The organism is Planococcus sp. YIM B11945, from assembly GCF_050864155.1.
GTDB lineage: Bacteria > Bacillota > Bacilli > Bacillales_A > Planococcaceae > Planococcus.
The window spans coordinates 190,740-216,578 of the sequence record NZ_JBOZWR010000005.1; the positions used below are offsets into that span (position 1 = coordinate 190,740).

27 protein-coding genes are annotated in these 25,839 nt (G+C 44.3%); 18 read left to right on the forward strand and 9 right to left on the reverse strand.

The features are described from left to right. Positions 1–216: 216 nt before the first annotated feature. Entirely contained in the window at positions 217–543 is a 327-nt protein-coding gene (locus ACRRQV_RS12325; RefSeq protein WP_432531238.1) for a general stress protein, read from the reverse strand. Positions 544–667: 124 nt separating this feature from the next. Between ACRRQV_RS12325 and ACRRQV_RS12330 the strand changes: the two genes are divergently transcribed. The 6 genes from ACRRQV_RS12330 to ACRRQV_RS12355 all read left to right on the forward strand — a co-directional run bounded on the left by ACRRQV_RS12330 (position 668) and on the right by ACRRQV_RS12355 (position 6,021). Continuing rightward, complete coding sequence (locus ACRRQV_RS12330) at positions 668–1,402, forward strand: MBL fold metallo-hydrolase (RefSeq protein WP_432531240.1); 735 nt, start codon at positions 668–670, stop codon at positions 1,400–1,402. A 139-nt stretch (positions 1,403–1,541) separates the two neighbouring features. Beyond that, complete coding sequence (locus tag ACRRQV_RS12335) at positions 1,542–2,513, forward strand: cation diffusion facilitator family transporter (RefSeq protein ID WP_432531242.1); 972 nt, start codon at positions 1,542–1,544, stop codon at positions 2,511–2,513. A gap of 94 nt (positions 2,514–2,607) precedes the next feature. Beyond that, a complete protein-coding gene (locus ACRRQV_RS12340; RefSeq protein WP_432531244.1) occupies positions 2,608–3,615 on the forward strand; it encodes an LLM class flavin-dependent oxidoreductase in 1,008 nt (335 codons plus the stop codon). Positions 3,616–3,635: 20 nt separating this feature from the next. Beyond that, a complete protein-coding gene (locus tag ACRRQV_RS12345) occupies positions 3,636–4,277 on the forward strand; it encodes an NAD(P)-dependent oxidoreductase (protein WP_432531246.1) in 642 nt (213 codons plus the stop codon). 112 nt (positions 4,278–4,389) lie between these two features. Next, positions 4,390–4,584, forward strand: coding sequence for a hypothetical protein (locus ACRRQV_RS12350; RefSeq protein WP_432531248.1), 195 nt, complete (start codon positions 4,390–4,392; stop codon positions 4,582–4,584). 150 nt (positions 4,585–4,734) lie between these two features. After that, positions 4,735–6,021 (forward strand): purine/pyrimidine permease, encoded by a 1,287-nt coding sequence (locus ACRRQV_RS12355; protein WP_432531250.1) that lies wholly within the window; start codon positions 4,735–4,737, stop codon positions 6,019–6,021. Positions 6,022–6,318: 297 nt separating this feature from the next. Here ACRRQV_RS12355 and pepF read toward each other — a convergent pair whose 3' ends face one another. Beyond that, positions 6,319–8,130, reverse strand: a complete 1,812-nt coding sequence (gene pepF / locus ACRRQV_RS12360; protein WP_432531252.1) for an oligoendopeptidase F — start codon at positions 8,128–8,130, stop codon at positions 6,319–6,321. 709 nt (positions 8,131–8,839) lie between these two features. Here pepF and ACRRQV_RS12365 point away from each other — a divergent pair. The 4 genes from ACRRQV_RS12365 (at position 8,840) to ACRRQV_RS12380 (ending at position 11,837) form a co-directional block, all read left to right on the forward strand. Next, positions 8,840–9,319 (forward strand): PaaI family thioesterase, encoded by a 480-nt coding sequence (locus ACRRQV_RS12365; RefSeq protein WP_432531254.1) that lies wholly within the window; start codon positions 8,840–8,842, stop codon positions 9,317–9,319. Between the two features lie 203 nt (positions 9,320–9,522). Then, positions 9,523–10,581, forward strand: coding sequence for an LLM class flavin-dependent oxidoreductase (locus ACRRQV_RS12370; protein WP_432531256.1), 1,059 nt, complete (start codon positions 9,523–9,525; stop codon positions 10,579–10,581). A 10-nt stretch (positions 10,582–10,591) separates the two neighbouring features. Further along, complete coding sequence (locus ACRRQV_RS12375) at positions 10,592–11,542, forward strand: ATP-grasp domain-containing protein (RefSeq protein WP_432531261.1); 951 nt, start codon at positions 10,592–10,594, stop codon at positions 11,540–11,542. A gap of 118 nt (positions 11,543–11,660) precedes the next feature. Beyond that, a complete protein-coding gene (locus ACRRQV_RS12380) occupies positions 11,661–11,837 on the forward strand; it encodes a hypothetical protein (protein WP_432531263.1) in 177 nt (58 codons plus the stop codon). A gap of 28 nt (positions 11,838–11,865) precedes the next feature. On the opposite strand, the gene ACRRQV_RS12385 is transcribed toward ACRRQV_RS12380, so the two are convergent. Continuing rightward, complete coding sequence (locus tag ACRRQV_RS12385; RefSeq protein ID WP_432531265.1) at positions 11,866–12,162, reverse strand: hypothetical protein; 297 nt, start codon at positions 12,160–12,162, stop codon at positions 11,866–11,868. Positions 12,163–12,291: 129 nt separating this feature from the next. Here ACRRQV_RS12385 and ACRRQV_RS12390 point away from each other — a divergent pair, with 129 nt between their 5' ends. Next, positions 12,292–12,969 (forward strand): hypothetical protein, encoded by a 678-nt coding sequence (locus ACRRQV_RS12390; protein ID WP_432531267.1) that lies wholly within the window; start codon positions 12,292–12,294, stop codon positions 12,967–12,969. A 44-nt stretch (positions 12,970–13,013) separates the two neighbouring features. Here ACRRQV_RS12390 and ACRRQV_RS12395 read toward each other — a convergent pair whose 3' ends face one another. Then, the gene (locus ACRRQV_RS12395; protein ID WP_432531269.1) at positions 13,014–14,279 is read right to left on the reverse strand and encodes an erythromycin esterase family protein; all 1,266 of its coding nucleotides are present in this window, start codon (positions 14,277–14,279) and stop codon (positions 13,014–13,016) included. A 270-nt stretch (positions 14,280–14,549) separates the two neighbouring features. Then, complete coding sequence (locus tag ACRRQV_RS12400) at positions 14,550–15,947, reverse strand: MFS transporter (protein ID WP_432531272.1); 1,398 nt, start codon at positions 15,945–15,947, stop codon at positions 14,550–14,552. 86 nt (positions 15,948–16,033) lie between these two features. On the opposite strand from ACRRQV_RS12400, the gene ACRRQV_RS12405 reads away from it, so the two are divergent. Together ACRRQV_RS12405 and ACRRQV_RS12410 are read left to right on the forward strand one after the other, a co-directional pair. Further along, positions 16,034–16,798: a MerR family transcriptional regulator gene (locus ACRRQV_RS12405; protein ID WP_432531274.1), complete on the forward strand. Its 765-nt coding sequence runs from the start codon at positions 16,034–16,036 to the stop codon at positions 16,796–16,798. 333 nt (positions 16,799–17,131) lie between these two features. After that, the gene (locus tag ACRRQV_RS12410; RefSeq protein ID WP_432531276.1) at positions 17,132–17,347 is read left to right on the forward strand and encodes a hypothetical protein; all 216 of its coding nucleotides are present in this window, start codon (positions 17,132–17,134) and stop codon (positions 17,345–17,347) included. 436 nt (positions 17,348–17,783) lie between these two features. Here the strand turns inward: ACRRQV_RS12410 and ACRRQV_RS12415 are convergent, their stop codons facing one another. After that, entirely contained in the window at positions 17,784–18,053 is a 270-nt protein-coding gene (locus ACRRQV_RS12415; RefSeq protein ID WP_432531278.1) for a GNAT family N-acetyltransferase, read from the reverse strand. A 153-nt stretch (positions 18,054–18,206) separates the two neighbouring features. On the opposite strand from ACRRQV_RS12415, the gene ACRRQV_RS12420 reads away from it, so the two are divergent. Continuing rightward, on the forward strand, positions 18,207–19,121 hold the full coding sequence (locus ACRRQV_RS12420; RefSeq protein WP_432531280.1) for a catalase family peroxidase: 915 nt from the start codon (positions 18,207–18,209) through the stop codon (positions 19,119–19,121). Positions 19,122–19,438: 317 nt separating this feature from the next. Here the strand turns inward: ACRRQV_RS12420 and ACRRQV_RS12425 are convergent, their stop codons facing one another. Beyond that, a complete protein-coding gene (locus ACRRQV_RS12425) occupies positions 19,439–20,818 on the reverse strand; it encodes a Glu/Leu/Phe/Val family dehydrogenase (protein WP_432531282.1) in 1,380 nt (459 codons plus the stop codon). 107 nt (positions 20,819–20,925) lie between these two features. Continuing rightward, positions 20,926–22,416: a glycine betaine uptake BCCT transporter gene (locus tag ACRRQV_RS12430; protein WP_432531284.1), complete on the reverse strand. Its 1,491-nt coding sequence runs from the start codon at positions 22,414–22,416 to the stop codon at positions 20,926–20,928. Between the two features lie 124 nt (positions 22,417–22,540). Here ACRRQV_RS12430 and ACRRQV_RS12435 point away from each other — a divergent pair, with 124 nt between their 5' ends. After that, the gene (locus ACRRQV_RS12435) at positions 22,541–22,831 is read left to right on the forward strand and encodes a helix-turn-helix domain-containing protein (RefSeq protein ID WP_432531286.1); all 291 of its coding nucleotides are present in this window, start codon (positions 22,541–22,543) and stop codon (positions 22,829–22,831) included. A 72-nt stretch (positions 22,832–22,903) separates the two neighbouring features. On the opposite strand, the gene ACRRQV_RS12440 is transcribed toward ACRRQV_RS12435, so the two are convergent. Continuing rightward, on the reverse strand, positions 22,904–23,461 hold the full coding sequence (locus ACRRQV_RS12440; RefSeq protein ID WP_432531288.1) for an SLOG family protein: 558 nt from the start codon (positions 23,459–23,461) through the stop codon (positions 22,904–22,906). Between the two features lie 149 nt (positions 23,462–23,610). Here ACRRQV_RS12440 and ACRRQV_RS12445 point away from each other — a divergent pair, with 149 nt between their 5' ends. From ACRRQV_RS12445 to ACRRQV_RS12455, 3 genes are all read left to right on the forward strand, one after another. Next, positions 23,611–24,564 (forward strand): threonine ammonia-lyase, encoded by a 954-nt coding sequence (locus tag ACRRQV_RS12445; protein ID WP_432531290.1) that lies wholly within the window; start codon positions 23,611–23,613, stop codon positions 24,562–24,564. A 135-nt stretch (positions 24,565–24,699) separates the two neighbouring features. Then, on the forward strand, positions 24,700–24,861 hold the full coding sequence (locus ACRRQV_RS12450) for a YfhE family protein (RefSeq protein ID WP_432531292.1): 162 nt from the start codon (positions 24,700–24,702) through the stop codon (positions 24,859–24,861). Positions 24,862–25,044: 183 nt separating this feature from the next. After that, positions 25,045–25,818 carry an SDR family oxidoreductase gene (locus ACRRQV_RS12455; RefSeq protein ID WP_432531294.1) on the forward strand — a complete coding sequence of 258 codons (774 nt, stop codon included), beginning with the start codon at positions 25,045–25,047 and terminating at the stop codon, positions 25,816–25,818. The last annotated feature ends 21 nt before the right edge of the window (positions 25,819–25,839 follow it).

Consider the following 25,839-nt stretch of genomic DNA (forward strand, 5'->3'; position numbering starts at 1 on the left):
ATTAATGAAATTTTAAAATAATTCTTATTTGAGGATAACAAAAATCAGGTTTATATACAATGAGGAGATAGACGGTGATTAGAAACACAACGATTTTCCTAGATAAATTACAATGAATTGTCTAGTGGCGTTAAAAACAGAATAACAATTCTGCTTAATAAGGGAGGTTAGAAAAACACCTCACTATAAAAGTGAGGTGTTGACTCTTGATTTGGTTTACTCGATTTTGCTTGCAATAATCACTAGTTTGCCTTTATCGAGTTCTTCTTCGTATTCTTCCGCTTCTTGATCAGATAATCCGGCTGCGGCCATTTTCGAACGAAGCTCATCTCCGCGAGACGTGGTCATGTTTTTTAGGCTATCTAGAAAACCTTGTTCTTTCATGCCGACGCTTTCAGTATCCAATGCCTCGGTGATGTCCGCTTCCCGGCGTTTGTCATGTGCAAAAATGTAAATATCATCGTGTGTAAATCCTTGGGCTACTAATTTTTCAATTTCTTCTCGTGCTTGCACTGCGTTTTCGACGGTGAATTTGACTGTCAAAGTAATCCCTCCAATTTAAATGTCGTTATACGTGTTAAATACCCTTGGAGTGGCAGGTTAAACAACCGGCAAACGACAACATCCGCTATACTGGAGAAAACAAAAAAGCGAAGGAGCGAATTTCATGAACATTACACCGGTTGGAATCTGGGGAGCTTTTCCGAATAAAAACGAAGCCACTTCTTCTTTTTTACTTGAACAAGACGGTTTCCGCTGCTTGTTTGATTGTGGCAGCGGCGTCGTATCGGCTGTGCAAAACTATACCGAACTGCGGGAGATTGATGCCATAGCTATTAGCCATTATCATGCAGACCATATTGCGGATATAGGCGTTTTTCAGCATGCGGCGATGATCGGCATGCAACTGAAAGAATGGGAGACGCTCGTTCCTATCTATGCCCATAATCGGGATAAGGAAGCGTTCGGAAAATTAACGTTTAAAGGCGTAACGGAAGGAAGAGCTTTAAACGTCGATCAGCCGGTGCAAATCGGCCCGTGGGAAGTGTCGTTTTGCGAAACGATCCATCCGGTTTATTGCCTTGCTATGAAGTTTTCAGCAAACGGCAAAAGCGTTGTCTTTACAGCCGATACTTCTTGGCAAGAAAAATTGATTGAGTTTTCTCAAGAGGTCGACTTGCTGGTAGCAGAGTCCAATCTATACGAAAAATACATCGGCATCATCGAAGGGCATATGAGCGGAAGCCAGGCCGGAACGTTGGCAGCAAGGGCAAATGCCGGTAAATTATTGTTGACGCATTTGCCGCAGTACGGAAACTTGGAAGAAATTTTGCAAGCCGCGAAAGAAACCTATAAAGGCGATGTAGCCTTCGCAGAAATCGGCAAGACGTATTCAATTTAATGCTTTGTTGAGAAGACCTGGAGTTCCAGGTCTTCTTTATATTGCCGGCTTTTTGAAATTCAGCGTGTGAAGCGTCTGCAGATGGGGAAGAAATAAAATAACGAAGAAAGTGGATGAAGTCCCAGGAGGCGAATGAAAGATGAAAGAGTTTATTGGATTGTTAAAACAAGGGACAAAATCTGCTTTTTGGGCAACTTGCGTGAACTTGATTGTCGCGATTATTAAAACCATTGCTTATTTGATTACGGGCAATGTTGCAATGTTTGCTGAAATGATGCACAGCTTTGGCGATGCAGCCAATCAATTGTTTGTGTTCATTGGGTCGGCATTGAGCAAAAAAGCGCCGACACAGCGGTTTCCAGGAGGATTTGGCCGATTGGTAAACCTGGTTTTATTGGGAGCTGTGTTAATTGTCGGCGTCTTAGCCTATGAAACCATCGTTGAAGGAATCCACCATATTTCGAATGCCACGCACTCAAAAGATTGGTTTTGGCTGAATATTGGGGTGCTCGGCGCTTCTGCAATGTTAGAAGCTGCTGTCCTTTACAAAGCGATGAGAGAAATCACCGAACGCTTGCCGGCTGAAAAAACAAAAGGAATGCGCTTTGTTTTGGAAAGCTATAAAAATGTAAAAGATGCGAAGCCGGCAACAAAACTTGTCTTTTTAGAAGACAACGTAGCGGTTAGCGGGGCAGTCTTAGCGCTTGTCGCTATTGTCGTTTCTACGTATACGCCGTTTCATAGCGCAACAGGATATGCTTCCATCATCATCGGGGTCATGCTGATTTTGGTCGTGGGCCGAGTCTTTTTAGATAATGCGGCTGGAGCCCTTGGCGTCGCGGATGTCAAAATGCAATCGAGAATCGGCGCTAAAGTGCTGATGCATCCGAAAGTCAAAGATATTCAAGATTTGGATGTCATCAAAGAAGGCGACAGTTTTCATATTGAATTAAAACTGGAAGTCGATCCGAAAATGACGATTGCGGAAGCGGATGACGTTCGGGACTATATTGAAAAGCGAATTAAGGAAGGCGTAGAAGGAGTAACGGATGTCATTATCGAATTTGATGAAGACGACAAAATAAACACTTGGGAAAAAATCTCCGAGTAGTGGGTGCGCTTCTTTACAAGCGAGCAGATAGTTTGTGTTCGAGATATGTGCGTTTTATCCTTAAGGCATAGGGTTAAGGAAAGGGCGTTAAAAGATGAAAAATGATACATCAAGAGTACCGGTATCCGTTTTGGATTTGGTTCCGGTCCGTGAGGGACATACAGCAAAAGAAGCATTGCAAGATATGGTGGAGCTGGCAAAACATGTAGAAAAAATTGGCTATCAGCGTTTTTGGCTGTCGGAGCACCACAATTCGCCGACGCTGGCCAGTTCAGCGACATCGATTTTGATTTCAAAAGTATTGGATAACACCGAGTCCATCAACGTAGGGTCAGGCGGCGTCATGCTGCCGAACCATACACCGCTTGTCGTGGCGGAGCAATTTGGTACATTGGAAACGATGTATCCGGGACGAGTAGATTTAGGATTGGGACGTGCACCGGGAACTGATATGCAAACTGCCCACGCGCTCAGAAGAACCAATCAAGAAACGGCGTTTGTCTTTCCGCAAGACGTTGTGGAACTGCAGAATTATTTGAAGCCGCTTGAGCATCAAGGCATGGTTCACGCCTATCCCGGTGTTGGGACAGAAGTGCCCATCTACATTCTGGGTTCCAGCACTTCAAGTGCACAGCTTGCAGCAAAGCTTGGCTTGCCTTATGTCTTTGCCGCCCATTTTGCACCGCAGCAGCTCGAACAAGCGTTAAGTATTTACCGAAGCGGATTTGAGCCGTCCGACTATCTAGCCGAACCGTACGTCATAGTTTGCGTCAATGTCATTGGGGCCGATACAAATGAAGAAGCGGAACAGCTTTCCACTTCAAGCGATCTGTTTTATTTGAATGTGGTGCGCGGCACGAAAAACTTGTTGCAGCCGCCGGTCGATTCAATGGATGGCAAATGGAATTTCTATGAGGAGAACATGGTGCGCGGCATGTCCCGCTACACGCTAAAAGGAGACCGGGAGACGTTGAGTGAACAAGCCGGCAGATTAATTGGCGAATTACAGATAGATGAATTAATGGCAGTTTCTTATATTTACGACCAAGAAAAGCGGAAACGTTCTTATGAAGTATTGAAAGCAGCCTTAACTCACAAGTAAAACGCTAGGGGGAACCAAACATGAAGGTCGGAATTATCGGTGCTACTGGAAAAGCGGGAAGCTTAATCATGAAAGAAGCAATGGTAAGAGGGCATGATGTGACAGCCATCATTCGAAATACGCAAAAGCTGGATCGTTTGGATGTGAAGGTGTTAGAGAAAGATATTTTCAATCTCACTTCTGATGATTTGAAACAGTTTGATGTGGTGGTCAACGCGTTTGGCGTGCCTGTGGAACATGCAGAGCAACATGTGGAAGCTGGGCGGTCTTTGATTCAGGCGCTAAAAGAAGCTCCTAGTACGCGAATGATTGTTGTTGGCGGAGCCGGCAGTTTGTTTATGGATGAGGCAAAAACCACTCGATTGATCGATACCCCCAACTTTTCAGATGCGTTCAAAGCGATTGGTTTGAGCCAGGGACAGAATTTAGCCGATTTGGAAGCATCGAAAGGCATCGAATGGACGTTTTTAAGTCCCGCTGCTTTTTTTGATCCAGAAGGCAAACGCACTGGCTATTACCAAACTGGCGAGGACGGTTTTATTGTCAATTCTAAAGGCGAAAGCTACATCAGCTACCGCGATTATGCGATCGCTTTAATGGATGAAATTGAAGATCCGAAACATCGAAACAAGCGATTTACCGTAGTTTCCGACGGCGAATAGCGAGTGGCAGATGCGGGAGATTGCCACTAAACGTTCACGTTCCTTTCTTAATCAGCTGCGGTTATCATGTATAATGAGAAAAACTTGATTAATAAAGGCGGGAAAACATACAATGGATTTTTTATACTTTCCAGAAGACAAATCGGAATACATTCCTGGCATTATTTCCGTTGTTGTCATATTCATTTTGTCCCTTCTGATCATCTGGCTATTGGTAAGAGCTTCTAAAAAAGAAGTTAAACAATTAGAAGAACAAGGATATACAGTAACGTACGATAAAGATAGCGACAAGAAAAAAGAGTCCTGACATGTCAGGGCTTTTTTGTTTGCCTAAAAATGGGGTATACTGTGTAAGTTGTTTTAAATTTGGGCTAGCGATAAAGTGGAGTGCATAAGTAAACTTCTTAGTTCAGCTTCTATAAAAAAGAATTGATTAGGGAATTGAGGAATAGAAAAAATGAAGAATATTTTTGGTGGAATTCAATGGGCTGTTTTTCTTTTGGCTTCGTCAATAGCAGCTCCAATTGCGATTGCGAGTGTTTTTGGAATGGATGCCGCAGATACAACTTTATTTGTGCAGCGCACCATTTTTGTACTAGGTGTGGCTTGCCTGATTCAAGCATTTATCGGCCATAAAATGCCAATCAATGAAGGGCCAGCAGGTTTGTGGTGGGGGATCTTCATCGTTTATGCCGGGTTGATCGGCATGGTGTATCCAACGATGGAAGCTTCGCTGCAAGCGCTGCAAAGCGGACTTATTTACAGCGGTGTGTTATTTATTTTCTTTGCCTATACCGGCCTCGTCGATAAGATGAAAAAACTGTTCACGCCGACAATTACGTTCATTTACTTGCTGCTGCTGGTGCTTCAGTTGAGCGAATCCATTTTAAAAGGGTTGCTGGGCATAGTGACCGACGGCGACCCAATTGACGGAATGATCGTTCTGGGAGCCGTCATCGTCGTGTTGGCTACATTTTATTTAATGAACCACAAAGTAGCTTGGGTCAACCGCTATTCGGTGCTGTTCGCAATTTTGTTCGGCTGGCTCGTTTTCTTCTTATTAAATAAAGCGCCAGGCGTGGAATTCGGCAGCGGTTCTGTCTTTTCATTGCCGAAAGTGTTTGTCTTTGGTCCACTGATCTGGGATAGCGGCATGTTTGTGACGGCCTTGTTCCTTACCATCTTGCTGATTGCAAATATGATGGCTTCGGTGCGCGTGATGGAATCTGTGTTAAAAAGCCAATTCTCCATTTCACGGGAAGACCGGATCAAGCAAGCTTCGGTCGCATCCGGTTTAAACCAATTGTTGGCAGGTATCTTTTCATCGATCGGCCCAGTGCCGATTTCAGGCGCGGCCGGCTTTGTCAGTGCCACCAAATCTCCGTCCATCAAACCGTTTATCATTGGCGGGGGATTGGTCATAGCGATCAGTTTGTTCCCGGATGTCATGGCGCTGCTCGCGTCATTGCCGGCACCTGTCGCCTATGCGGTCATCTTTGCGATTTTCACCAAAATGGTGGAAATGGCATTCAATGAATTAACAGAAGCGGACGATCAGAAGCGTGCCTATAAAGTTGCGGCTTTTGGCTTAATGATTGGTGTGGGCCTCATGTTTGTGCCGCCTGAAAGCACGGTCAATTTGCCTTCTGTCTTGTCAGCGACTTTATCAAATGGATTGATTGTCGGAACGATGGTAGCCATCGCTGTCGAGCAACTCCTGCTTTGGAAAGCTAAGAAGAACTAACAAATGGCCGGACAGTTGAACTGTCCGGCCATTTTTGTCGAGTAGGGAAGCGTGCATAAGTTTCTCTAAGCGTGCACAAGATTTACCGAGCGTGCGCATTTTTGTGTGAGCGTGCATAAGATTTGCCGAGCGTGCGCATTTTTGTGTGAGCGTGCACAAGATTCGCCAAGCGTGCATATTTTCGCGTGAGCGTGCGTATTCCCTTGCCAACGTGCGCAACTCCGAACAAACGATGGCGATAGTTCGCTGCCCATCAAAAAAGGAAGCTTTCGCAACGGCGAAAAGCTTCCTTTTTGGTTATTTCACTTTGATTTCTTCTGTCAAGCTGACCAGTTCGTCGATCATTTCGCCGATATAAGCGATAGTGTCGCGCAACGGCTGCTCGGTCGTGATGTCGACGCCGGCCATTTGAGCCAGTTCAACAGGCGATTTCGTGCCGCCGGCTTTTAAGACTTCTAGCCACTCATCAACAGCGGGTTGTCCTTCATTTAAAATCCGCTTAGACACTTGCGTGGAGACCGTGAGCCCGGCGCTGTAGGTGTATGGATACAAGCCCATGTAATAATGCGGCTGGCGCATCCACGTCAGTTCGGCGCCTTCTGTGATTTCCACGGCGTCTCCCCAGAACTCTTCGAGCACGCCGCGTTTCAAGCCGTTCAAAATGCCGGCGTTGACGCTTTGGCCCGCATCGATGCGTTCGTACACTTTGCGCTGGTAAGCCGCCTCTAACAAATGCGTAACAAAGTTATGATAATACGTTCTGGCAACGATGGATGAAATCACCCAACGCTTGAATTTCGGATCATCCGAATTCGAGAGCAAGTGGTTCGCCACCAGCATTTCGTTCATCGTCGATGGCGCTTCGATAAAGTACAGAGAAGGGCGCGCATTAAAGACGTTTTGTTCGCGGTTGGCGTTATAAAAATGGCCGGCGTGGCCCAATTCATGCGCCAAGACAAACACTTCGTTCATGCGGCCGGTCCATGAAATTAAAATATATGGATGGTCGCCGTATGGGCTAGAACAAAAAGCCCCGGTGGATTTTCCGGTATTTTGGGCAAAGTCGATCCAGCGTTCCGAATACGAACGGTCCACCATCTCCAAATAATCTTCTCCCATGATGGCAAGTGCCTCGTCGATGTATTTTTTGGATTCTTCTACTGTGATCTTGGGCTCGTAAGAAGGGTCCAAGGAAATTTTCAAATCGGCAAACGTCATTTTATCCAGTCCGTGCACTTCTTGCAGCAACTTCGCGTATTTGCGCATATGCGGTGCAAGTTCTTTCGTAATCAAATCAATTTGGCGATTGTAAAGCGAACGGTCTACTTCTTGATCGAACAGCAAAAAATCAAAAACGGTGTCATAGCCGCGCAAATCAGCCGTCGTTTTTTCCATTTGCAGCTGCATGTCATAGGTTTTGGCTGTTGTGTGCTGATAGTCTTTTAGTTTTTTTGAAAAAGCAGCGAATGCCGAACGGCGAAGTTCCGTATCCGGCTCCGCTTCCCAATCGCCTTCAAACGACACATAGCTCAGCGGGTGCTTCTCGCCATTGGCTTCAAAATCATCAAATGACATATCCACCATTTTGGTCGTGTTGTAAAGTTCATATGGCGCATTAAACGTAGAAGAATAAGCAGCCAAGGTTTTCTCGACTTCCGGGTGCAATTGGTATTGTTTTTGGCGGATTAATTTTTCAAGGTAGTTGCTGAATTCCTCAGATTCCTGCATGGCCTGTTTCAACGTTTCTTCCGGCAACGCAAGAAGTTCGCTGTTTAAGAACGACAACTTGCTGCTGATTTTGGCAGAAACAGCCCCGTATTTGCTTGCAAGCATTTGCGCTTCGTCATTGGTTTGGTCAGTGCTAAATAATAAACTCGCGTATGTACTGAGAGGAACGATTTTTTCATAAAGTTCTGCATAGGCTTTTAACGCAGAAAGGACCGATGCCGAATCTGCCAAACTTCCTTTGAATTGCGCTTGAAACGTTTCTGTATCGTTTTCCAGCACAGAGAGTGCTTGGTAAAATTCTTCTTTTGAATGGAACAAAGTAGATAAATCCCATGTATCTTCTTGTCTTACTTCTGAACGCAATGGCAAGCTATTAGCCATACTATCTCCCCTTTTATTACGGATTTCGAACCAATAATTAGTATAGCGTGCTAACAGAAGAAAGTAAAAAAAATAATTGAAATTTAATAAAAATTCTCTTTTTTAGGTTTAAAACCGTAGGGGGCGGGTAGATTATTAGTACAAGGCGGAACTACCGTAGGAAGAAACGAGTAAACGATTGAAAGTTAATTGTTTATAATCGCCTTCAGACGAGGAACTGCACAGCCTTGGCGGAAAATTTGCTTTACTGGCGATTATTACTCTCGTCGGGAACAACGTTTCATGTGGTTTCAAATGAAAGTGTTTCAAAGTAAGACGTAAGTTTTTTGTGTAAGTGCAATTGAATAAACTGGCTGCGAAAAGATGTAGTCACTAAGAACCAAAAAGTGAAGCAGTATGCATGAGTAGCAAGACAGCAGTCAGAGCAAGTGAACAACTGTAAGGACGAGGGATTTATATTCGTCAGAAGTTAACAGTTTGTAGAAGGAATTTAATTGAATTTTCCGCGTGCGAACCCTCCTCAGGGCGAGGAGGCAGCAAAAGGGAAAGCATGATCTGATGAAAAGGATCGTGCTTTTTCCTTGCCATTTTTTAGCCGATTATGAAGGGAATGGCCTTCATAATCGGCTTTTTATTTGCAACAAAGGTATTCGGAATTATTAAACTAATGTGATAAGATAAAAAGAAATTTTTGAAATGGGGAATAAACATGGCGGAACAAATAATAACGGCAATTCAAGACGAATACGCGGAAGCCTTTGCTTGGTGTTACGGATGTGGGCGGTTAAACCCTGACGGCCATCATTTCCGCACCGGCTGGCACGGGGATGAAACATTGACTGTCTATAAACCGAAACAAGCACACACAGCTATTCCAGGATTCGTTTACGGCGGCTTAATTGCTTCTCTTGTGGATTGCCATGGAACGGGTTCAGCATCACTTGCTTTGCACCGGAAAAATGGATTTGAACCGGGAAGCGGGGAAGAACCGCCGCGTTTTGTGACGGCTTCTCTGCATGTAGATTATATGAAACCGACGCCTCAAGGGGTAGAGTTGAAAGCGGTTGGGAAAGTGGAGGAAATCCATCCGAAGAAATTCAAAGTTGCCGTTGAAGTGTATGCAGAAGATACGCTTTGCGCGACTGGCGAAGTAGTGGCAGTGGTTATGCCAGCTTCGTTCGGAAAATAAGGGCGGAGAGTACCATCATTCAGCTATAAAAATAAGATGAAATAAAAGATGGGATTACTTGAAATTTAATAACCTAGTTTACTGGTAAGAATAAAAGGTTTTATTGTATAATACGTTTATTCTTTGAAAATTGAATTTTAAAGATGAAGAGTCTGAAGTTATGGATTCTGCTGTATAGCTGAGATGAGAGGAAGCGGATAGAGATGAAATATGGTTTTTGGATGCCAATTTTCGGTGGATGGCTTCGCAATGTAGAAGATGAAAACATGCCGCCAACGTTTGATTATGCAAAAAAAGTTGCGCAATCAGCGGAAAAATGGGGCTATGATACAACATTGATCGCAGAATTGAATTTAAATGATATAAAAGGGATGGAAGCTGATTCATTAGAAGCTTGGTCAACGGCCGCAGGCATTGCCGCGGTAACCGAGAAACTTGAAATTATGACAGCGATCCGCCCGGCTTTCCACAATCCGGCTGTAACCGCTAAAATGGCTGCGAACATTGACCGCATCTCGAACGGGCGTTTCACATTGAACGTCGTGTCCGCATGGTGGGCCGAAGAAGCGCGCCAATACGGCGGAGAGTTCACGGAGCACGATGAACGCTACGACCGGACCGATGAATTTCTCGAAATCGTCAAAGGCATGTGGTCTCAAAAAGAATTTTCTTTTAAAGGAAAATATTACGATATTCAAAACGCACGCCTCGAACCGAAACCTGTGCAAAAGCCGAACCCGGTGTTGTACGCAGGCGGCGAGAGCCCGCGCGGCAAAAAATCGATTGTTGAAAACTGCGACGCTTACGTTATGCACGGCGGAACAGTAGAAGAAATCGAAAAGAAAGTGCAAGACATGAAAGACCTTCGCCAAGCGGCAGGGAAAGAACCGCTGCAATCGTTCGGCATGGCGGCTTATGTCGTCTGCCGCGATACGGAAGAAGAAGTGAAGGAAGAATACGCACGCATTGTCGATATGAAAGATTCAAGCGGCTACGTGGGCTATAATGACTTTGTCAGCAAATCACAGCTTGAGCAGCAAGTGAAGCTGGAAGACTATTCGGTTTCAAACCGCGGCTTGCGCCCGAACTTGATCGGCACGCCTGAACAAATCGCTGACCGCATTTTAGCGTATGAAAACGCAGGGCTCGATTTGTTGCTGCTGCAATTTTCTCCGCAATTGGAAGAGATGGAACGCTTCTCTCAAAAAGTGATGCCGCTTGTGGAAGAAAAACGAAAAGCGCTTGAAACGCTTTCGAACTAGGAGGATTTTTATGACTGAAAAAATATACGTCATTCACGAAAACGAAGAATGGACAACGCATTTATTCAAACGCCTGGACGAACTGGGCTTGCCGTACGAAGACTGGTTTACAAACGAAGGAATCGTTGATTTGAACGAAGCGCCGCCAGAAGGCGTATTTTACAGCCGCATGAGTGCTTCTTCACACACAAGAGGGCATCGCTATGCACCAGAACTTGCTGAATCATTGCTTGTGTGGCTTGAGCACCACGGCCGTAAAGTGTTTAACGGCAGCCGCGCATTGCGCCTGGAAGTCAGCAAAGTGAACCAGTATATGGCGTTGAATGCGGCGGGCATCCATACACCGAAAACAATCGCGGCAAACGGCAAAGAAGAAATTGTCAAAGCAGCAGAAAAACTGGGCGAATCGTCGTTCATCATCAAACACAACCGTGCAGGAAAAGGGCTTGGCGTACAATTGTTCCACTCGATGGCTGCATTGCATGAATACTTGAACGGGGGCGGTTTTGAACCGTCAATTGACGGCATTACCCTTGTGCAAGAATATATCCAAGCACCAGAGCCGTTTATCACACGCTGTGAATTTGTCGGCGGAAAGTTTGTTTACGCGGTTCAAGTCGACACGTCCGAAGGCTTTGAATTATGCCCGGCAGACGCTTGCAGCATTGAAGACCTGTTCTGCCCAGTCGGTGAACAAGTAGAAGAAAAGCCGAAATTCCAAGTGGTTGAAGGCTTTAACGATCCAATCATTGCAAAATACGAAGAATTCTTGCGCCAAAACAACATTGCCGTTGCGGGAATTGAGTTTATCCGCAACAGCGCAGGAGACATTTTCACATACGACGTAAACACCAACACCAACTACAATTCAGATGCAGAAGCAGCAGCCGGCAAATTCGGCATGCTTGAACTTGCAAAATTCTTGGGCGAACAGCTTAAAGAAGCAAAAGTAACTGTATAAATGGCGAAACCGGATCTTTTAAATGGGAGATCCGGTTTTTTCTTTGTGTTTATTTTTGAAGAAGGCAGGGAATTTTTCTAGTAAAGGCGAACGTACATAAGGAATAGGGGTGTAACCAATGGAAGAAGAAAGAAAAGACGAAGCGTTGATCGAACCGGAAGAAGAAACGGAAGAGAAGGAAAAGGATGCGCATCTCGACAAAATCTACAGCAACATAGCATCGAACCGCTATGAAAACTTGCGGACAAGCCATATTGAAAACAAAGCAAAAGAATTGAGAAAGAAAAGACGTTAAAAGACCAAGTGCAAGCGCACTTGATCTTTTATTTTTTTGAAAGCTTTTCAATTTCTTCCGCTACCGCAAAAGCTAGATCGTCGTTTCCGAACAATTGAAGCACTTCCATAATGGTGTCGTGGCTGAGGTCCATTTGTTCGTGGTCGGTTTCTTCAACCGTCTTTAACAGCTTTTCGTTCTGGACTTGGCCCGGATAAGCTTTTTGGTACAAAGTGATAGGGTCAATTTGATGGTTCCAACACCATTGCACGTATAGTTGAATCATCAATTCTTCATCTTGCTGGTACTTTTTGATAATAAATTCATCGCGATTTTCAAATTCCATTCACTGAATCTCCTTTCTTTGTGTTCTATTTAGACTAACATACCAAACAATTTGGTCACTTGCATGGACTTCTGCCTTTATTTCCTCTAAAATCTACAGAAGAGAATTACGAGTATTGGAGGGGAAAAGATGAAATTAATTCAAGCACGCAAAGGGCAATTTGTTTATTTCAATAACGAGCTGCATAAAATTTATTCCATTAAGCCCCTAGCTAAAAAATCAATTTTGATGTTCCGGATCAAAGATATGGAACAAGTGGCGAGCAAAGCGGAAGAAGTCACGTTCTACAAGCCAAAACATATGGATTCGTTTTTGTTTTTGGGCGAGCGCTTTACGCTGCGTGAAGACCGTCAGGCAGAAGAAGGCGGCTATATTTTGATCAATAAGCCGGATCCGGACTACATGGATCATTATTCATTGAATGAATTTGAAAAAATCGAATCAGTTGAAGGCAAAGACGTCATCACGACGCGCCAGAACACTGTGAAATCGAGAGAGTTTTTGGTAATGGTTTCAGGTGAAGAAGCCAGCAGCAACGATATCGCTTACCAGGACAAGTCCAAAGTGACTGAAGGCCAATTGGAAGAAGATTCCCGGCTGGAAGAAGTGTTGAGAGAAAAAAATGCGCTCCGCCCTTCAGTCGGGGATGTGTATTTGAATCTCGATAATGGGGCTGTGGCAATGGTCGTAGCGATTACGCAAGAAGAAGTGACGCTTGGCACGGGCGAGCGTTTGACGTTCCATGAGTTGTATAAAGCGGACAACTGGAATTATTTGCGCAACATCACTGACGATCAATTTAAATAACAACAAGGCATGCCGCTACTGGTGTGCCTTGTTGTTTTTAATTTCTAGACAATTGGATTTTCAATTTCCAGTGGAGTCAGTGCTTTTGTTTCATCAATGAAAATAAACGCGTCATAGCGCTGGGACATTTTTGATGGCACGTAATTGCCGTGGGCTTCGAACTCTGGATTGTAGACGACGCCAATCGCCCGGTGGCCCACCCAAACGTCGAACAATGAACGGTTTTCTTCCGTAAAAATTAAAAACTTATCCGCAGCACCGGTTCGATGCAAAATCTCTTCCCACGAATTGATGCGGGCAGGAGGAACGGCAATCCGCTCATACGGAACCCCCCACGAATCGGAAGCAATGACGGTGCCGGTATAAGTGCCAAATCCGACAGCAAAAACGTCTTCGGGCCGGTTTTGTTCGCGCAGTATCTGTCCGACGTTCAACATGCCGTCTCGTCTCATGTCCGTAGCCCGGGCATCGCCGATATGAGTGTTGTGCTCCCAAATAATGATCTTAGCGTCGCTTCCATGGTAATCCCGGATTTCGTTGATTGCCTCCACCATATGTTCATCGCGAATATTCCATGAAATTTCCCCGCTTTGAACCATTGCCCGGTAATAATCCTCTGCATTTTTCGCGACAAGTGCATTAATTTCCAAATTTAAATCGCTTTCTTGTCTGTTTTTATACTGGTCTTCGTTGTTCCGAATCGAAGACAGCAGTTTGGATACCTCGTCTACGCATACTTGCGTGAAGTTCGCGGTAGAAATGGCATACTGTTCCGGTTCCCGGTTAAACGGTTCGAAACAGGAAAATGCTTTTTTCGCCAATTCCAAATCAGCACCCGCCGGATTCGTATGCGTCAAGTATTGCACGACTTCTTCCATAGATTCCCACAAGCTATAAACATCGATTCCGTAAAATCCGACTTTGTGATCGCTTTGTCCATTATGTGCTTTGAGCCAGCTAATAAATTCGGCGATTTCTTCGTTGGCCCACATCCACGTCGGCCAGCGAGTGAACGACCGCAGCACGTCTTGCGGCGTTTGCTCGCCGCTGCTATAGCCTTTGATGTAGCGGTTCACTTGCTGGGAAGAAGGCCAATCGCCTTCAACGGCAATCAAAGAAAAGCCTTTTTCCTCGATAAGCCGCTTTGACAATTCCGCGCGTACCGTATAAAACTCCGAAGTCCCATGGCTTGCTTCGCCAAGCATAACGATTTTTGCATCACCGATCGCATCAAGCAGGGGCGTTAAATCTTCAACAGACCCAAACGGTTGAGTATGTTTTTTTACAGATTCTTCTAATGGTTCCGACACAGCCAAAACTCCTTTCTACTAGTTGATTCGCTTTAGTGTTACTGTTCCCGGATCTGCTGTGGTAAAACAAGTTGCTCTAAGCATGTGAAGTGATAATAAAGTTAGTATATTTACAAGCAAGCTGTTTATGAATCAAGGCATAAACAAAGGATGATTCGTTCGTAATTGTATCTAAAAGCAAAAGAACGTTCGTAAAGTGTTTTGACACGTTTACGAACGTTCTTTTAGCCGTTTTTTTGCTGTTTTTGAAGTGTTCGTAAAGGTGTACTTTTACGAACGCTTTAATTTCGAAAGTGAAGAAAATTTATCCTGTCTGTAACTAAAAGAAAAAAAGAAGAAAGAGAAGAAACCAAGTACTGTGAAGATCAAGTATATATTGCTGTAGATTAAGTGCTCTCCGGCAAGGGAAAATGGATTCAGCTGCAAAGAACTATTTCCCCGTTCAAGTAACTTCCCGAACAAAGCGCTGCTGAAAGCACCTGCTAAAAAATTCAACAAATTAAACAGCCCCATACCAACCCCGTTTTCTTTCTCGGATATATTCGAGCTGATTAAATCGGCTGTGCCGCTTTGAATCAAGGGAAACCCGAGATAGGCGATAAACAGCCCGAGTGCGATCAGCAAGGTGTTTGTACCCGCGAAAGTTGAGATAAAGAAAGCTCCGCTCGAAATGAGTAACAGCCCAAATTGAATTATAGGTTTTCCGCCCCGAACAGCAATCACTTTCCCAATCCATTTACTAATAAGTCCAGAAGCAATGGCACCTGGAAAAAGAATGAGTCCGATTTCCAGCATGGTCAACTCATAAAGTTCTCTCAACATAAGAGGAAGTAAAAAAATCAATCCAAAAACGATTGTGTTGCCAAGATAACTTGTCACCAAGGTCACCGTGTATTTTCTTATCCTCAGCATTTTCGGTTCAATAAATGGATAGGAAATCGCATTTATCCGCCAAATCAAAAGAATGAAAAATAGCATAAAGAATAGCACAGACAGCCAATTGACAGTCGTAATTATAAATAAGAGGCTTGTAACCGCTGCTCCCACCAAGGCTGCCCCGATAAAATCAATTTTTCCTTTCTGTTTCGCTTCATCAGGAAACCATTTTCTGAAGAGGGGGATAGCAAAAGCACTCGCCACTGAAATGAGAAAAATATAACGCCAGTCCAGTACACCGCCGATCATCCCTCCCACTAGGGGACCAATTCCTGATGAAAAGGCAATGGTGGAAGCCAAATAGCCGAACATCTTCCCTTTCTTCTTTTGGAAAAAACGGATGGGGACAAGAAAAGACAGCGGCGGCACGGCGGCAGCTCCCATTGCCTGAAGAATGCGTGCAGCAATTAGCGTCTCATAATTTGGTGATAAAAAGCCGATAAACGAACCAAGTGCAAAGAGACATAATCCAATCGTGTAAAGTCTGCGAATAGGGAAAAAATCAGCAAGCTTTCCATAAATTAGCGTTCCAATCGCAAAAACAGTCGTGAAACTGGTAATAACCCAGCTGACCTGTGCCGGCGTCAGTTTGAACGATTCCGATATATCAGGAATGGCGACATTGAACATGGTGCCGTTCATTACGGCGAATGCAAGGATGGTACATGTTAAAAGCATAACTTTCCCGGAATGGGAAGTAGATGCGTAATCGCGATTTTTTATCTGTTTCATTTGGGTTTACTCCTTCTTGTTATCCTCGGCATCTTCCTGATAATATAAAAGTAAACTATCCAGTAGGTGGATACTCAAGGAGAAATATGAAAAAACAAAAATTATCTTCTGGTGAAATCGCAAACATATGTAAGATCAATAAAAAGACATTGTTTTATTACGATCAAATTAATCTGTTCAAACCAGCGGTAATAGAGGCGAATGGCTACCGCTACTACACGCTTGATCAAATCGACCAACTTAGTAAGATCAAAGCGCTGCAAAGTGTAGGGTTCTCTTTAGCAGAAATCAAACAGCAAATGGAGGGAAAGGAACTTTCTGAAGGTCTGAAGATGCTGCATCAGCAAAAGCAGAAAATCGAAGAAAAGGCGAATGAATTACTGGCTGTAAAAGAGATGCTAGGTCAGAAAATACTGGAATTGGAGCATTATAATCAGATAGGCATCCATCGGATTTTTAAAAAGGAGTATAGTGAACAATGGCTCCATGTGGATGAACTTCTATCACAGACTAACAGCGTAACCAATTTTCTGTTAGACGGTCATCATTTCGGCATTATTTTAACTGTCACGGATGGTTTAACTGAGAATACAAAAGTCACAAAGTATCAACAGGTGGCTGATGTTAAAGTGGCCAATTTTAAAAAAGAAAAAGGGAGCTATGCAGGTCTATATTTCACTTCTGATGAACACCATATTCTAGCCAACGCTCTGCAAGCATTGGCTATGTTGAAAAATAATGGCCATTCGATTAGTGGATATGCGTATGTAAAAGATATTGCAAGTGACTTTGTTAATTTTCAAAATGGGGAAATTCCTTTTCAAATCACGATGCAAGTGAAAAATAGTTGATGTTCTTGTTTTTTAAATTGGGTTACAAATAAAAAAATTTCGAATTAGAATTGAGGAGATTTTTAAATAGTTTACATATCAGCAATCTATCGGAAGTTGCAGAAATACAAACCGATTCAACTCGTCAATTTCATTTTATTGCTATCGATCATCGTTGTTACTGGTATAAGTTCCGACATGTGGGAATTTTTCAGTTGATTGCTTTTAAGTACTCGGTTTTTTGATTGTAATAGACTTCAATGCCTTTCTGATTCAATTAAAACTGAATATTTTTAATTATTTGATTTTTGTGTTAATATAATATCGGAAAGAAACACAAGGGAGGCGTTCATCATGAATCAACAAGAACCTATGGGAAAAGAGGAATTCCAAACCGCCCAGGACTCTACCCAACCTGTCAAACCACTGTCGCATGATCATGATGGCTTAGTTGAACCGAAAATCAAGGAATATGTGCCGCTAGAAGTCGGTATCGTCATTTTTACAATTGTCGTATTGGCATTGATCTTCGTTGGATTATTTTCCGGTATGTGGGGATTGATAGACTGACGGTGAGAGCATTATACGATTTATGTAAGACAAAAAGAGGATGCGCATAGACTGCTATAGCGATATGTGACACCTATAAAGCACTTTCCGTAGGCTGTTTGCGCCCGAAATTCCTTGGGGCTAGGCAGCCTGCTTTTCGAGAGTCCGGTCATCGTTTTAGTAACGCAAATAATCGGTTACTTTCTCGAAGATTTGAAAGTTGTTCAATGAAGTGAACTGCCCTTCAACTTTTTCAAAGAGTAAAGGGCTGATTTATATATGAGGGATTATCGGAAGTAGAATCCATATCAAAAAGGAGGGAATATGCTGCTCTCACAGCGTGTTCCCTCCTTTTAATTAATTTTAAATACTCGCCAATATAACGCCACTTCATTGCCAGGATCCAACACGAATAAAGCATAAAAAAACACCCGCTTTTTCGCGGGTGTTCTGTCATTTATTTGGCTAAGACATCTTGGAATTCGGGAGTTTTGTCGATAATAGCACTGGCGAATGGGCATTGGGCATCAATGGTTTTACCTTCGTTTCGGGCATACTGGACAATTTCTGCAACGAGCTTTTTGCCGATTCCTTGTCCTTCGAGTTCAGGCGACACTTCTGTATGGTCTACGGTGAGCACATCACCATTCGGCACATACGTAAGGGCTGCCAGTTCTTCTGAATTTTCTTGAATGAAGAATTTATTGTTTTCATGTGAAATATCCAACGTTCATTCCTCCTCGGATTTTTAAGTTCTCTTTGTGTATTCCCGCAATTTAACAGGATATTCAATGTAGATAAAAATTGCTTCAAAAAATTAAGAAAGCCGTTATTAAGGAGGGGAGTGAAAGGGTATAGCATGCAGTAACGAGGTGATGAAATGGAAAAGCAACCATTAGCGGAAACAGCGGTCAATGGAATTGAAAAGGTATTTGGCAAATACCCGGGCTACCGGCGCGCTCATGCACGGGGAGAAATATACAAAGCGATATTTTCGGCAAACGGCGCAGCCACTCCTTTTACCGTGGCTCCTCATTTTCAAGAAGGAGAGACGACGGCGCTGGTGCGGTTCTCGCATAGCTCGCCTGACCCAACCTGGACGGATATCATGTCGCCTGTAAAAGGAATGGCAGTGCAATTCCGGCTGCCAAATGAAGAAGTAACGAATATCGTCGGCGTCAACTCGCCCATTTTCCTGGCCAAAACACCGGAAGTGTTTACGGAAATGCTTAGCATCATCAAGTCTTTTAAAAGAGGGCGTCCCCGCATAAAGGATTTGGCTGAACTGGTCATCAAATATCCCGAAAGCCGGGCTGCTATTGACGTCTTGAAAGAAATGCATGCCCCTGCAAGTTTTGCGACGGGCCGCTATCATGCCATCCATGCCTTTTATTTTATTGATGGCGATGGAAATAAACGGCCGATTAAGTATGAATGGGAACCGGAAGCGGGCGTTGAAACGCTGACGCTTGAAAAAGCAGCGGCGATGCCGATTGAATACTACAAAGCCGATATTGAAGACCGCCTTGCGCAAGCGCCGGTGAATTTCTTATTGAATGTTGTTTTTGGGGAGGAAGGGGATCCAACAGACGATCCGACACAGGAATGGCCGCCGGAACGAGAGAAACTGACAATCGGCCGGTTGTCCGTCCAACAACCCATTCCCCAAGCAGAAGCAACGGTTTTTGATCCGACCATCATGACGGCGGGAATTGCCTGCTCAGAAGACCAAATTTTGAATTTCCGCAACGCTGCTTATTCGATTTCCCATGGCCGCCGAACGAATGGAATGTAAGAAAAGCTGAAGCCGATTTAACGGTTTCAGCTTTTTTGGGTAGAATTGCGATGGCGCCTGCGCTTTTCTTCTTGTCCAGACTCCGGCGGCTAGCCCCTCGAGTCGCTTCGGTCTCAGCTTCCATGGCAAAAAGCGCCATGGCTGCTAAGCCCTCCAGCGCTTTTCGGGGCTGAACAGCCGCCTGCGCTTTTCTCATTGTCCAGACTCCGGCGATCAGGCTCTCGGGGTCATAAATCATCCCGGCTGTACGGCAAAAAGCGCCGCTTCGCCGGTTCGTCTTATGCCCGTCGAGCCTAGCACAATCGCCTGCGCTTTTCTTAATACAGTTGTCCTTGGTGGTAGAGGACGGTTGATAGTCTTTTTACGGAATGGATATAGCAATTTTGGCGGAGCGGGAAAGGATCCCCGAAAAATTGCGGATAAATCATATCCATGGTGTGTTTCATTTTTTCCAGCAATAATCGGTAAACTTCTTCTTCCGTATAAAACTGGGTTTCACGGCCTTGCAGCCATTCAAAATAAGAAACAATCACACCGCCGGCATTTGCGAGGATATCCGGAACAATGATGACGCCTTGCTCGCTAAGGAATTTATCAGCTTCTTGTGTGACCGGAGCGTTCGCGCCTTCTACAATAATACGCGCTTGAATCGCTTTCATATTGTCCGAATGGATTTGATCTTCCAATGCAGCGAGCAACAAGACATCTACAGGTAATGTCAACAGTTCGTCCCGGCCTTTGATATCAGCTGTTATATTGGCTGCTTTTAACTGTTCATCGGTATTCGGCAAGTCCCCGCGGTTCGTTGCAGCAAACTGCACTAAGGACAAAATGTCCAAACCGTCTTCATTGAACAAGGTAACGTTGCGGTCGCTGACAGCCACAATTTTATTGTTGATATGGGTACTTTTATACGCTTCAAGCGCAGCTACCGATCCCACATTCCCGAATCCTTGGACCGCCATCGTCAATGGCCGGTCAAAATGAGCGAGGGCAGTGGCTGCAAACACATTGTCGGAAGCGGCCAATTGTTGCTGGTTTTCTTTGATGAAGTCGTGGAACAGATAGCGGAACGTAAAATAAACTCCTTTGCCGGTCGCTTCGCGTCTGCCGAGTGAACCGCCGTTTTCAATACTTTTGCCGGTAAAGCTGCCAAGATAAGGGCTGCCTGCCGTAATTTTTTTGTATTCGGTCATCATCCAATCCATTTCGCGTGCGCCGGAACCGACATCGGGTGCTGGAATGTCTTTGTCAGGTCCGATGACATCTGAGAAATAGCGCACATATTTACGAGAAATGAGGTTTAATTCCCTTTCCGAATACTTTCGTGGATCCAGTACGATGCCGCCTTTGCCGCCTCCGAATGGAACACTGTGCAAGGCATTTTTCAGTGTCATCAAGAAAGCCAAGTTGACGACTTCGTCTTCGTTGACGCTTTCATGGAAACGGATGCCGCCTTTGTATGGTCCAAGTGCGTCATTATGCTGCACCCGAAAAGACGGAATCCTAACAACGCTGCCATCATCCAATGGAATCCGGAGAAATGATTTGTGTATTTTGTTGGGAGTTGAAAGGATGGAGCTTAAGGAAGTAAATGCTTGGTTTCTCATTTTGCCTTGCAGTTCCGGCAGAAAATCCTGGTTTTCCATTAAAGCGTCCAAGGAATCTTGAATAATGATTTTTGTTTGTTTTTCCATAAAAAACACCTCCAAATTTTACGTCTCTTTTTTCCTATACCCTAGTTTTACGGTTTATGCGCATGAAAAAACCGCTTCCCCAAGTGAAAATGGGAAGCGGCAAACGATTATTTTTTGATTTTCATTAATTGAAGTTCGGCATTCAAGGCCTTGAACAACGCAATGACCATTAAAATGATGACGAACGAAAACGGCAAAGCTGCAATGATGATTGTGTTCTGTACTGCCGTCAACCCGCCGACAGACAATAAAATCGCAGCCACAAGCGACTGGGCGACACCCCACAACACTTTGATTTGATTGCTTGGCAACAGCGATCCATTGGTCGACTGCATACCCAGCACGAAAGTAGCAGAGTCTGCAGACGTGATGAAGAATGTCCCGACCAACAGAATAGCAAGAATAGACATTACCGTGCCAAGCGGCATCTCGCTAAACATCGCAAACAAGCTTTGCTCCGTTGTAAAAGCTGTTAAATCAAATCCGTTTTTTTGCGTATCAATAGCGGTTGTGCCAAAAACGGCGAACCAGAACGCGCCGAATATCGTCGGTGCAAACACAACGCCGATGAGAAACTCACGGATTGTCCGCCCCTTGGAAATGCGGGCGATGAACATGCTGACAAACGGTGCCCATGAAATCCACCATGCCCAGTAGAAGATGGTCCACATATTCAGCCAGCTGCGGTTTTCCGCATTGAGCGGAGCCGATTGGAAGCTGAGGCCGATCAAGTTTTGGAAATAAGCGCCGAACGTTTCAGTGAACATATTCAAAATGAGCAAGGTTGGACCAAGCACCAGAACCAGAATCAACAAAATGACGGCCAATACCATATTGGCATTTGATAAATACTTGATGCCTTTGTTGAGCCCAGACCAGGCAGACATGATGAACAAGACCGTCACGACTGCGATGATAATCATTTGAACCGTTTGGTTTTGTTCGACTCCGAACAAATAAGAAAGACCGCCATTAATTTGAGCAGCGCCGAAGCCGAGTGAAGTCGCTACGCCAAAAACAGTTGCGAAAACTGCTAAAACATCGACGAGCGTCCCTAAAGGACCTTCCATCTTTTTGCCGAAAATCGGCTTCAGTGTTGATGAAATTAACGCAGGTTGGCCTTTTCTGAATTGGAAAAAGGCGAGGGATAAAGCAACCATTCCATACATGGCCCACACATGGATGCCCCAATGATAGTATGTACGCTGCAACGATTCTTTGAATGCGGCATCGGTTCCTGGCTCAGCTGTAGCCGGCTGGACAGCGAAATGCGACAATGGTTCGGATGCGCCGTAGAAAACGAGGCCGATCCCCATGCCTGCTGAGAACAACATCGAAATCCAGGAAATCGTCGAAAACTCAGGCCGGTCTGTATCTTTTCCTAGACGAATTTTCCCATAGGGGCTGATAATAATGATGAAAGTGAAAATCAATAAAAGTGCCATGATCATCAAGTAATACCAGCCAAATGACGTGTCGATGAACGAACGGATGCTGCCCGTCCCTTTCTCAAACGCTTGAGGTGCGATAACGCCGAAAGCTACCGTCAAAATGATTAACGCAAATGTGATGTAAAAAACTCTTGAAGCTTTCTTCATAGTATAGGGCTGGCGGAGACACGTGATTTTAATCAGTAGAAGAGCCAGCTTACACTTCCTTTCTATTTTTGAATTTTCACTAAATATATCCTGTAATATAATTAATGAAAGATGGTGAATATCTATGGCCACTATCACAGCCAAGGTAAAGATTTACGTTCAAAAAGAACAAGGAGAACGTCTTCAAATGACGACAAACGCTTATCGACAAGCATGGAACTTCTTGTCTGAAAAAGTAGTTGAGTCCAAAGAGTTGAATCAAATCAATCTCAATAATCTATACTACAAGGAATTAAGAAACCGCTTTGGTTTGAAATCCCAAATGGCTCAGTCTGTCATGAAAACGGTCATTGCCCGCTATAAATCCGCCAAGTCAAACGGGCACGAGTGCTGTTTTGTTAAAGACAAAGATTAAGATTACCGAAGTTCATATCCTTAGTCAAATGTTTAACAAATCAGTCATCCAAGCAAAGCACGGGAAACCTTCTTATCCCCACTCATCCATTTGCTCTTCTTCTGTAACTACGCGAAGATCATCTCCGGTAATCGTCATCACTTGGTAGTCTGCTTTTTCCGCGTAGCGCTCCGCTTCTTTTTTGATGAATTTAGGAGACCCGTCGGTTTCATCGTCATAGACAATTAAAATGCCATCGGAGTTTCGCAGGAAAAACTTATTTTTCTCAATGAATTGCCATGGAGCTTCGTATGGTTTGTTCGTTAGGCTTCGGTGGAAATCGGCGCTTTCGATAATCATCTGGTATTTTTCCCGCTTGGCTTCGTTCCAATTTTTGTCTTGTTCCAGAAAAGGAGTAAGGACGGCATACTTCAACTCAGGAAATTCTTTTTTCATCTCCAACACGACTTCCGCTGCCCAAATTTCCACTCCAAGCTGCCCGCTTAAAATGACCCATTCCATGCCTTCATCGATCAAGGCGCGAAAACGATTTTCCAGCGCTTTTTTAATAAAGCGAATCCCAGGGCTTTTGTCATCAAAAATCCCGAGTTCATGTTGTTTATAGCCGGTCACGACCAAACGTTTCAACATTGCAGCCACTCCTTTCTATCGTAAGACTAGTTTACCATGCAATTCCTTTGCGTACTTTAAGAGTACCCATAAAAAAACCAGTTAAAATCTGAAAAATTAATTTATTCTTTCTGTTATGATAAACTAATTTCAAACAAAGGAGGAGAGCGATGGTTGAGTTAAGTGATGTGAAAAAAGCGCAAGAGAAAATCCAAGGCATTATCCATCAGACGCCAATTTTGACTTCTACTTTATTAAACGAAAAAAGCGGGAATTTGGTTTACCTAAAATCAGAACACCTGCAGAAAACCGGGTCGTTTAAACTGCGCGGAGCTGCAAACGCCGTGAAACAGGCAGTGGAAGACGGGGCTCGATTTATCACAGCGGCTTCTTCGGGTAATCATGGGCAAGCGGTCGCTTACATTGCCGACAAACTTGGCGTTCTGGCAGTCATTGTCGTTCCGGAAGATGCGAACCGGGCGAAAGTGGCGGCGATCGAAGCGTATAACGGACAGGTGGTTTATTGCGGAACGACTTCTGCGGAACGGATTCCGCGGGCGATGGAACTTGCTGAAGAAAATAATGGATTTTACGTTCCGCCATACGACCATCCGCACATCATCGCAGGGCAAGGGACCGTTGCGCTGGAAATTTTGGATCAAGTGCCGGATGCCGACATCTTGGTTGTTCCGGTCGGAGGCGGCGGATTGATCAGCGGAATTTTAACGGCAGCCAAAGCCATCAAGCCGGGGATCCGAATCATTGGTGCCGAACCGGAAGCGGCCAACGATACGTTTTTGTCGCTTCAAAACAAACGCATTACTTCTATTGAAGGATCCACAACAATTGCCGATGGGCTGCGGACATCTCAGCCTGGCGATTTGACCTTTCCGATTATGCAAAGCTTATTGGACGACTTGATTTTGGTGACAGAAGACGAAATCAAACAAGCGTTTCACTTTATGCTGGAACGGACCAAGCAAGTAATTGAGCCTTCTGGTGCAGTGGCAGTGGCCGCTGTACTCTCTAGCCAGTTGAATGCGAAGGACCAACACGTTGTGGCCGTGTTGTCAGGGGGCAATGTGGATTTGCGGCAGCTGGAATATTTTTTGCCAGACGTATAAATCTCTTGTTTAGTACCGGAAAGAACGGGAAAACCATTATTAATTGAAAATAAAAACTTCGTTTCGATTGAAGTTGGATTTTTTGATTACCAGGAAAGATAACAACATCCTTACATATGGAAGGAGGCATATTACATGAGTGAGAAAAAAGAGCCCCATGAAAAATTAGCGGATGGTGAACTGGATTTAAAAGCCGCACAACAAGTGCATTTAGCTGATGATTTTAAAAAAGCAGACCAAGCCGGGAAAGAGCAGGACAGCCAAGGTGACAGTAAAAACGAGGACAAAGAAAAATAGATTTTGAAGAGCTTTTAAGTTAACTTTAACTTAAAGGCTCTTTTTAGTTTGGAGAAAAAGTTGTGAACCCTCTTTCGGCATCTTGCAAACTGAAAATGAAAACGGTAACATAAAGTTTAAGTATTCTGAACATACCAACCAGTTGGTATGTAAGAGTTATCTGAATCGAATGGGGGATAAAAAATGAATGTCATGGATTTGTTTCGATTGGATGGAAAAACCGCTATTGTTACCGGAGGCGGCAGAGGGCTTGGAGCACAAATCGCCGAAGGGTTCGCTGAAGCTGGCGCTAATGTTGTGGTTTGTTCAAGAAAAGTGGAAGCTTGCCAAAAAATGAGCGACAAACTAAAAGAGATGGGTGTTGGCTCATTGGCCATAGCGTGTGACGTCACCAATCCGGAAGACGTGAAAAACGTCGTGCAAAAAACGATTGAAGAATTCGGAACGGTGGACATTTTGGTCAACAACTCCGGCGCCACTTGGGGAGCGCCGGTCATCGATATGCCGCTCGAGGCTTTTCAAAAAGTGATGAATGTTAATGTTACGGGCACTTTTTTGATGAGCCGGGAAGTAGGAGAAACAATGATCAAGCAAGGCAGCGGAAAGATCATCAATATTTCATCGGTTGCCGGGCTCGGCGGCATCGATCCCCGTTTTATGGATACGATTGGCTACAACACAAGCAAAGGGGCCGTCATTACGTTTACAAAAGACCTTGCAGCTAAATGGGGCCAGTACAACATCAACGTCAATGCGCTGGCGCCTGGCTTTTTCCCGACAAAAATGTCGGAAGTGTTGATTGAAAGAGGCGGCAAGCAGCTTCTGGAGCAAACCCCGTTAAAACGGTTTGGAACCGAAGAAGACTTGAAAGGAGCTGCTTTATTTTTAGCGGCAAAAGCATCGGATTACATTACAGGAGACGTTGTCATTGTCGACGGCGGAATGCATGCCATCTAAGAAAAAGACTGTGGGGTAATC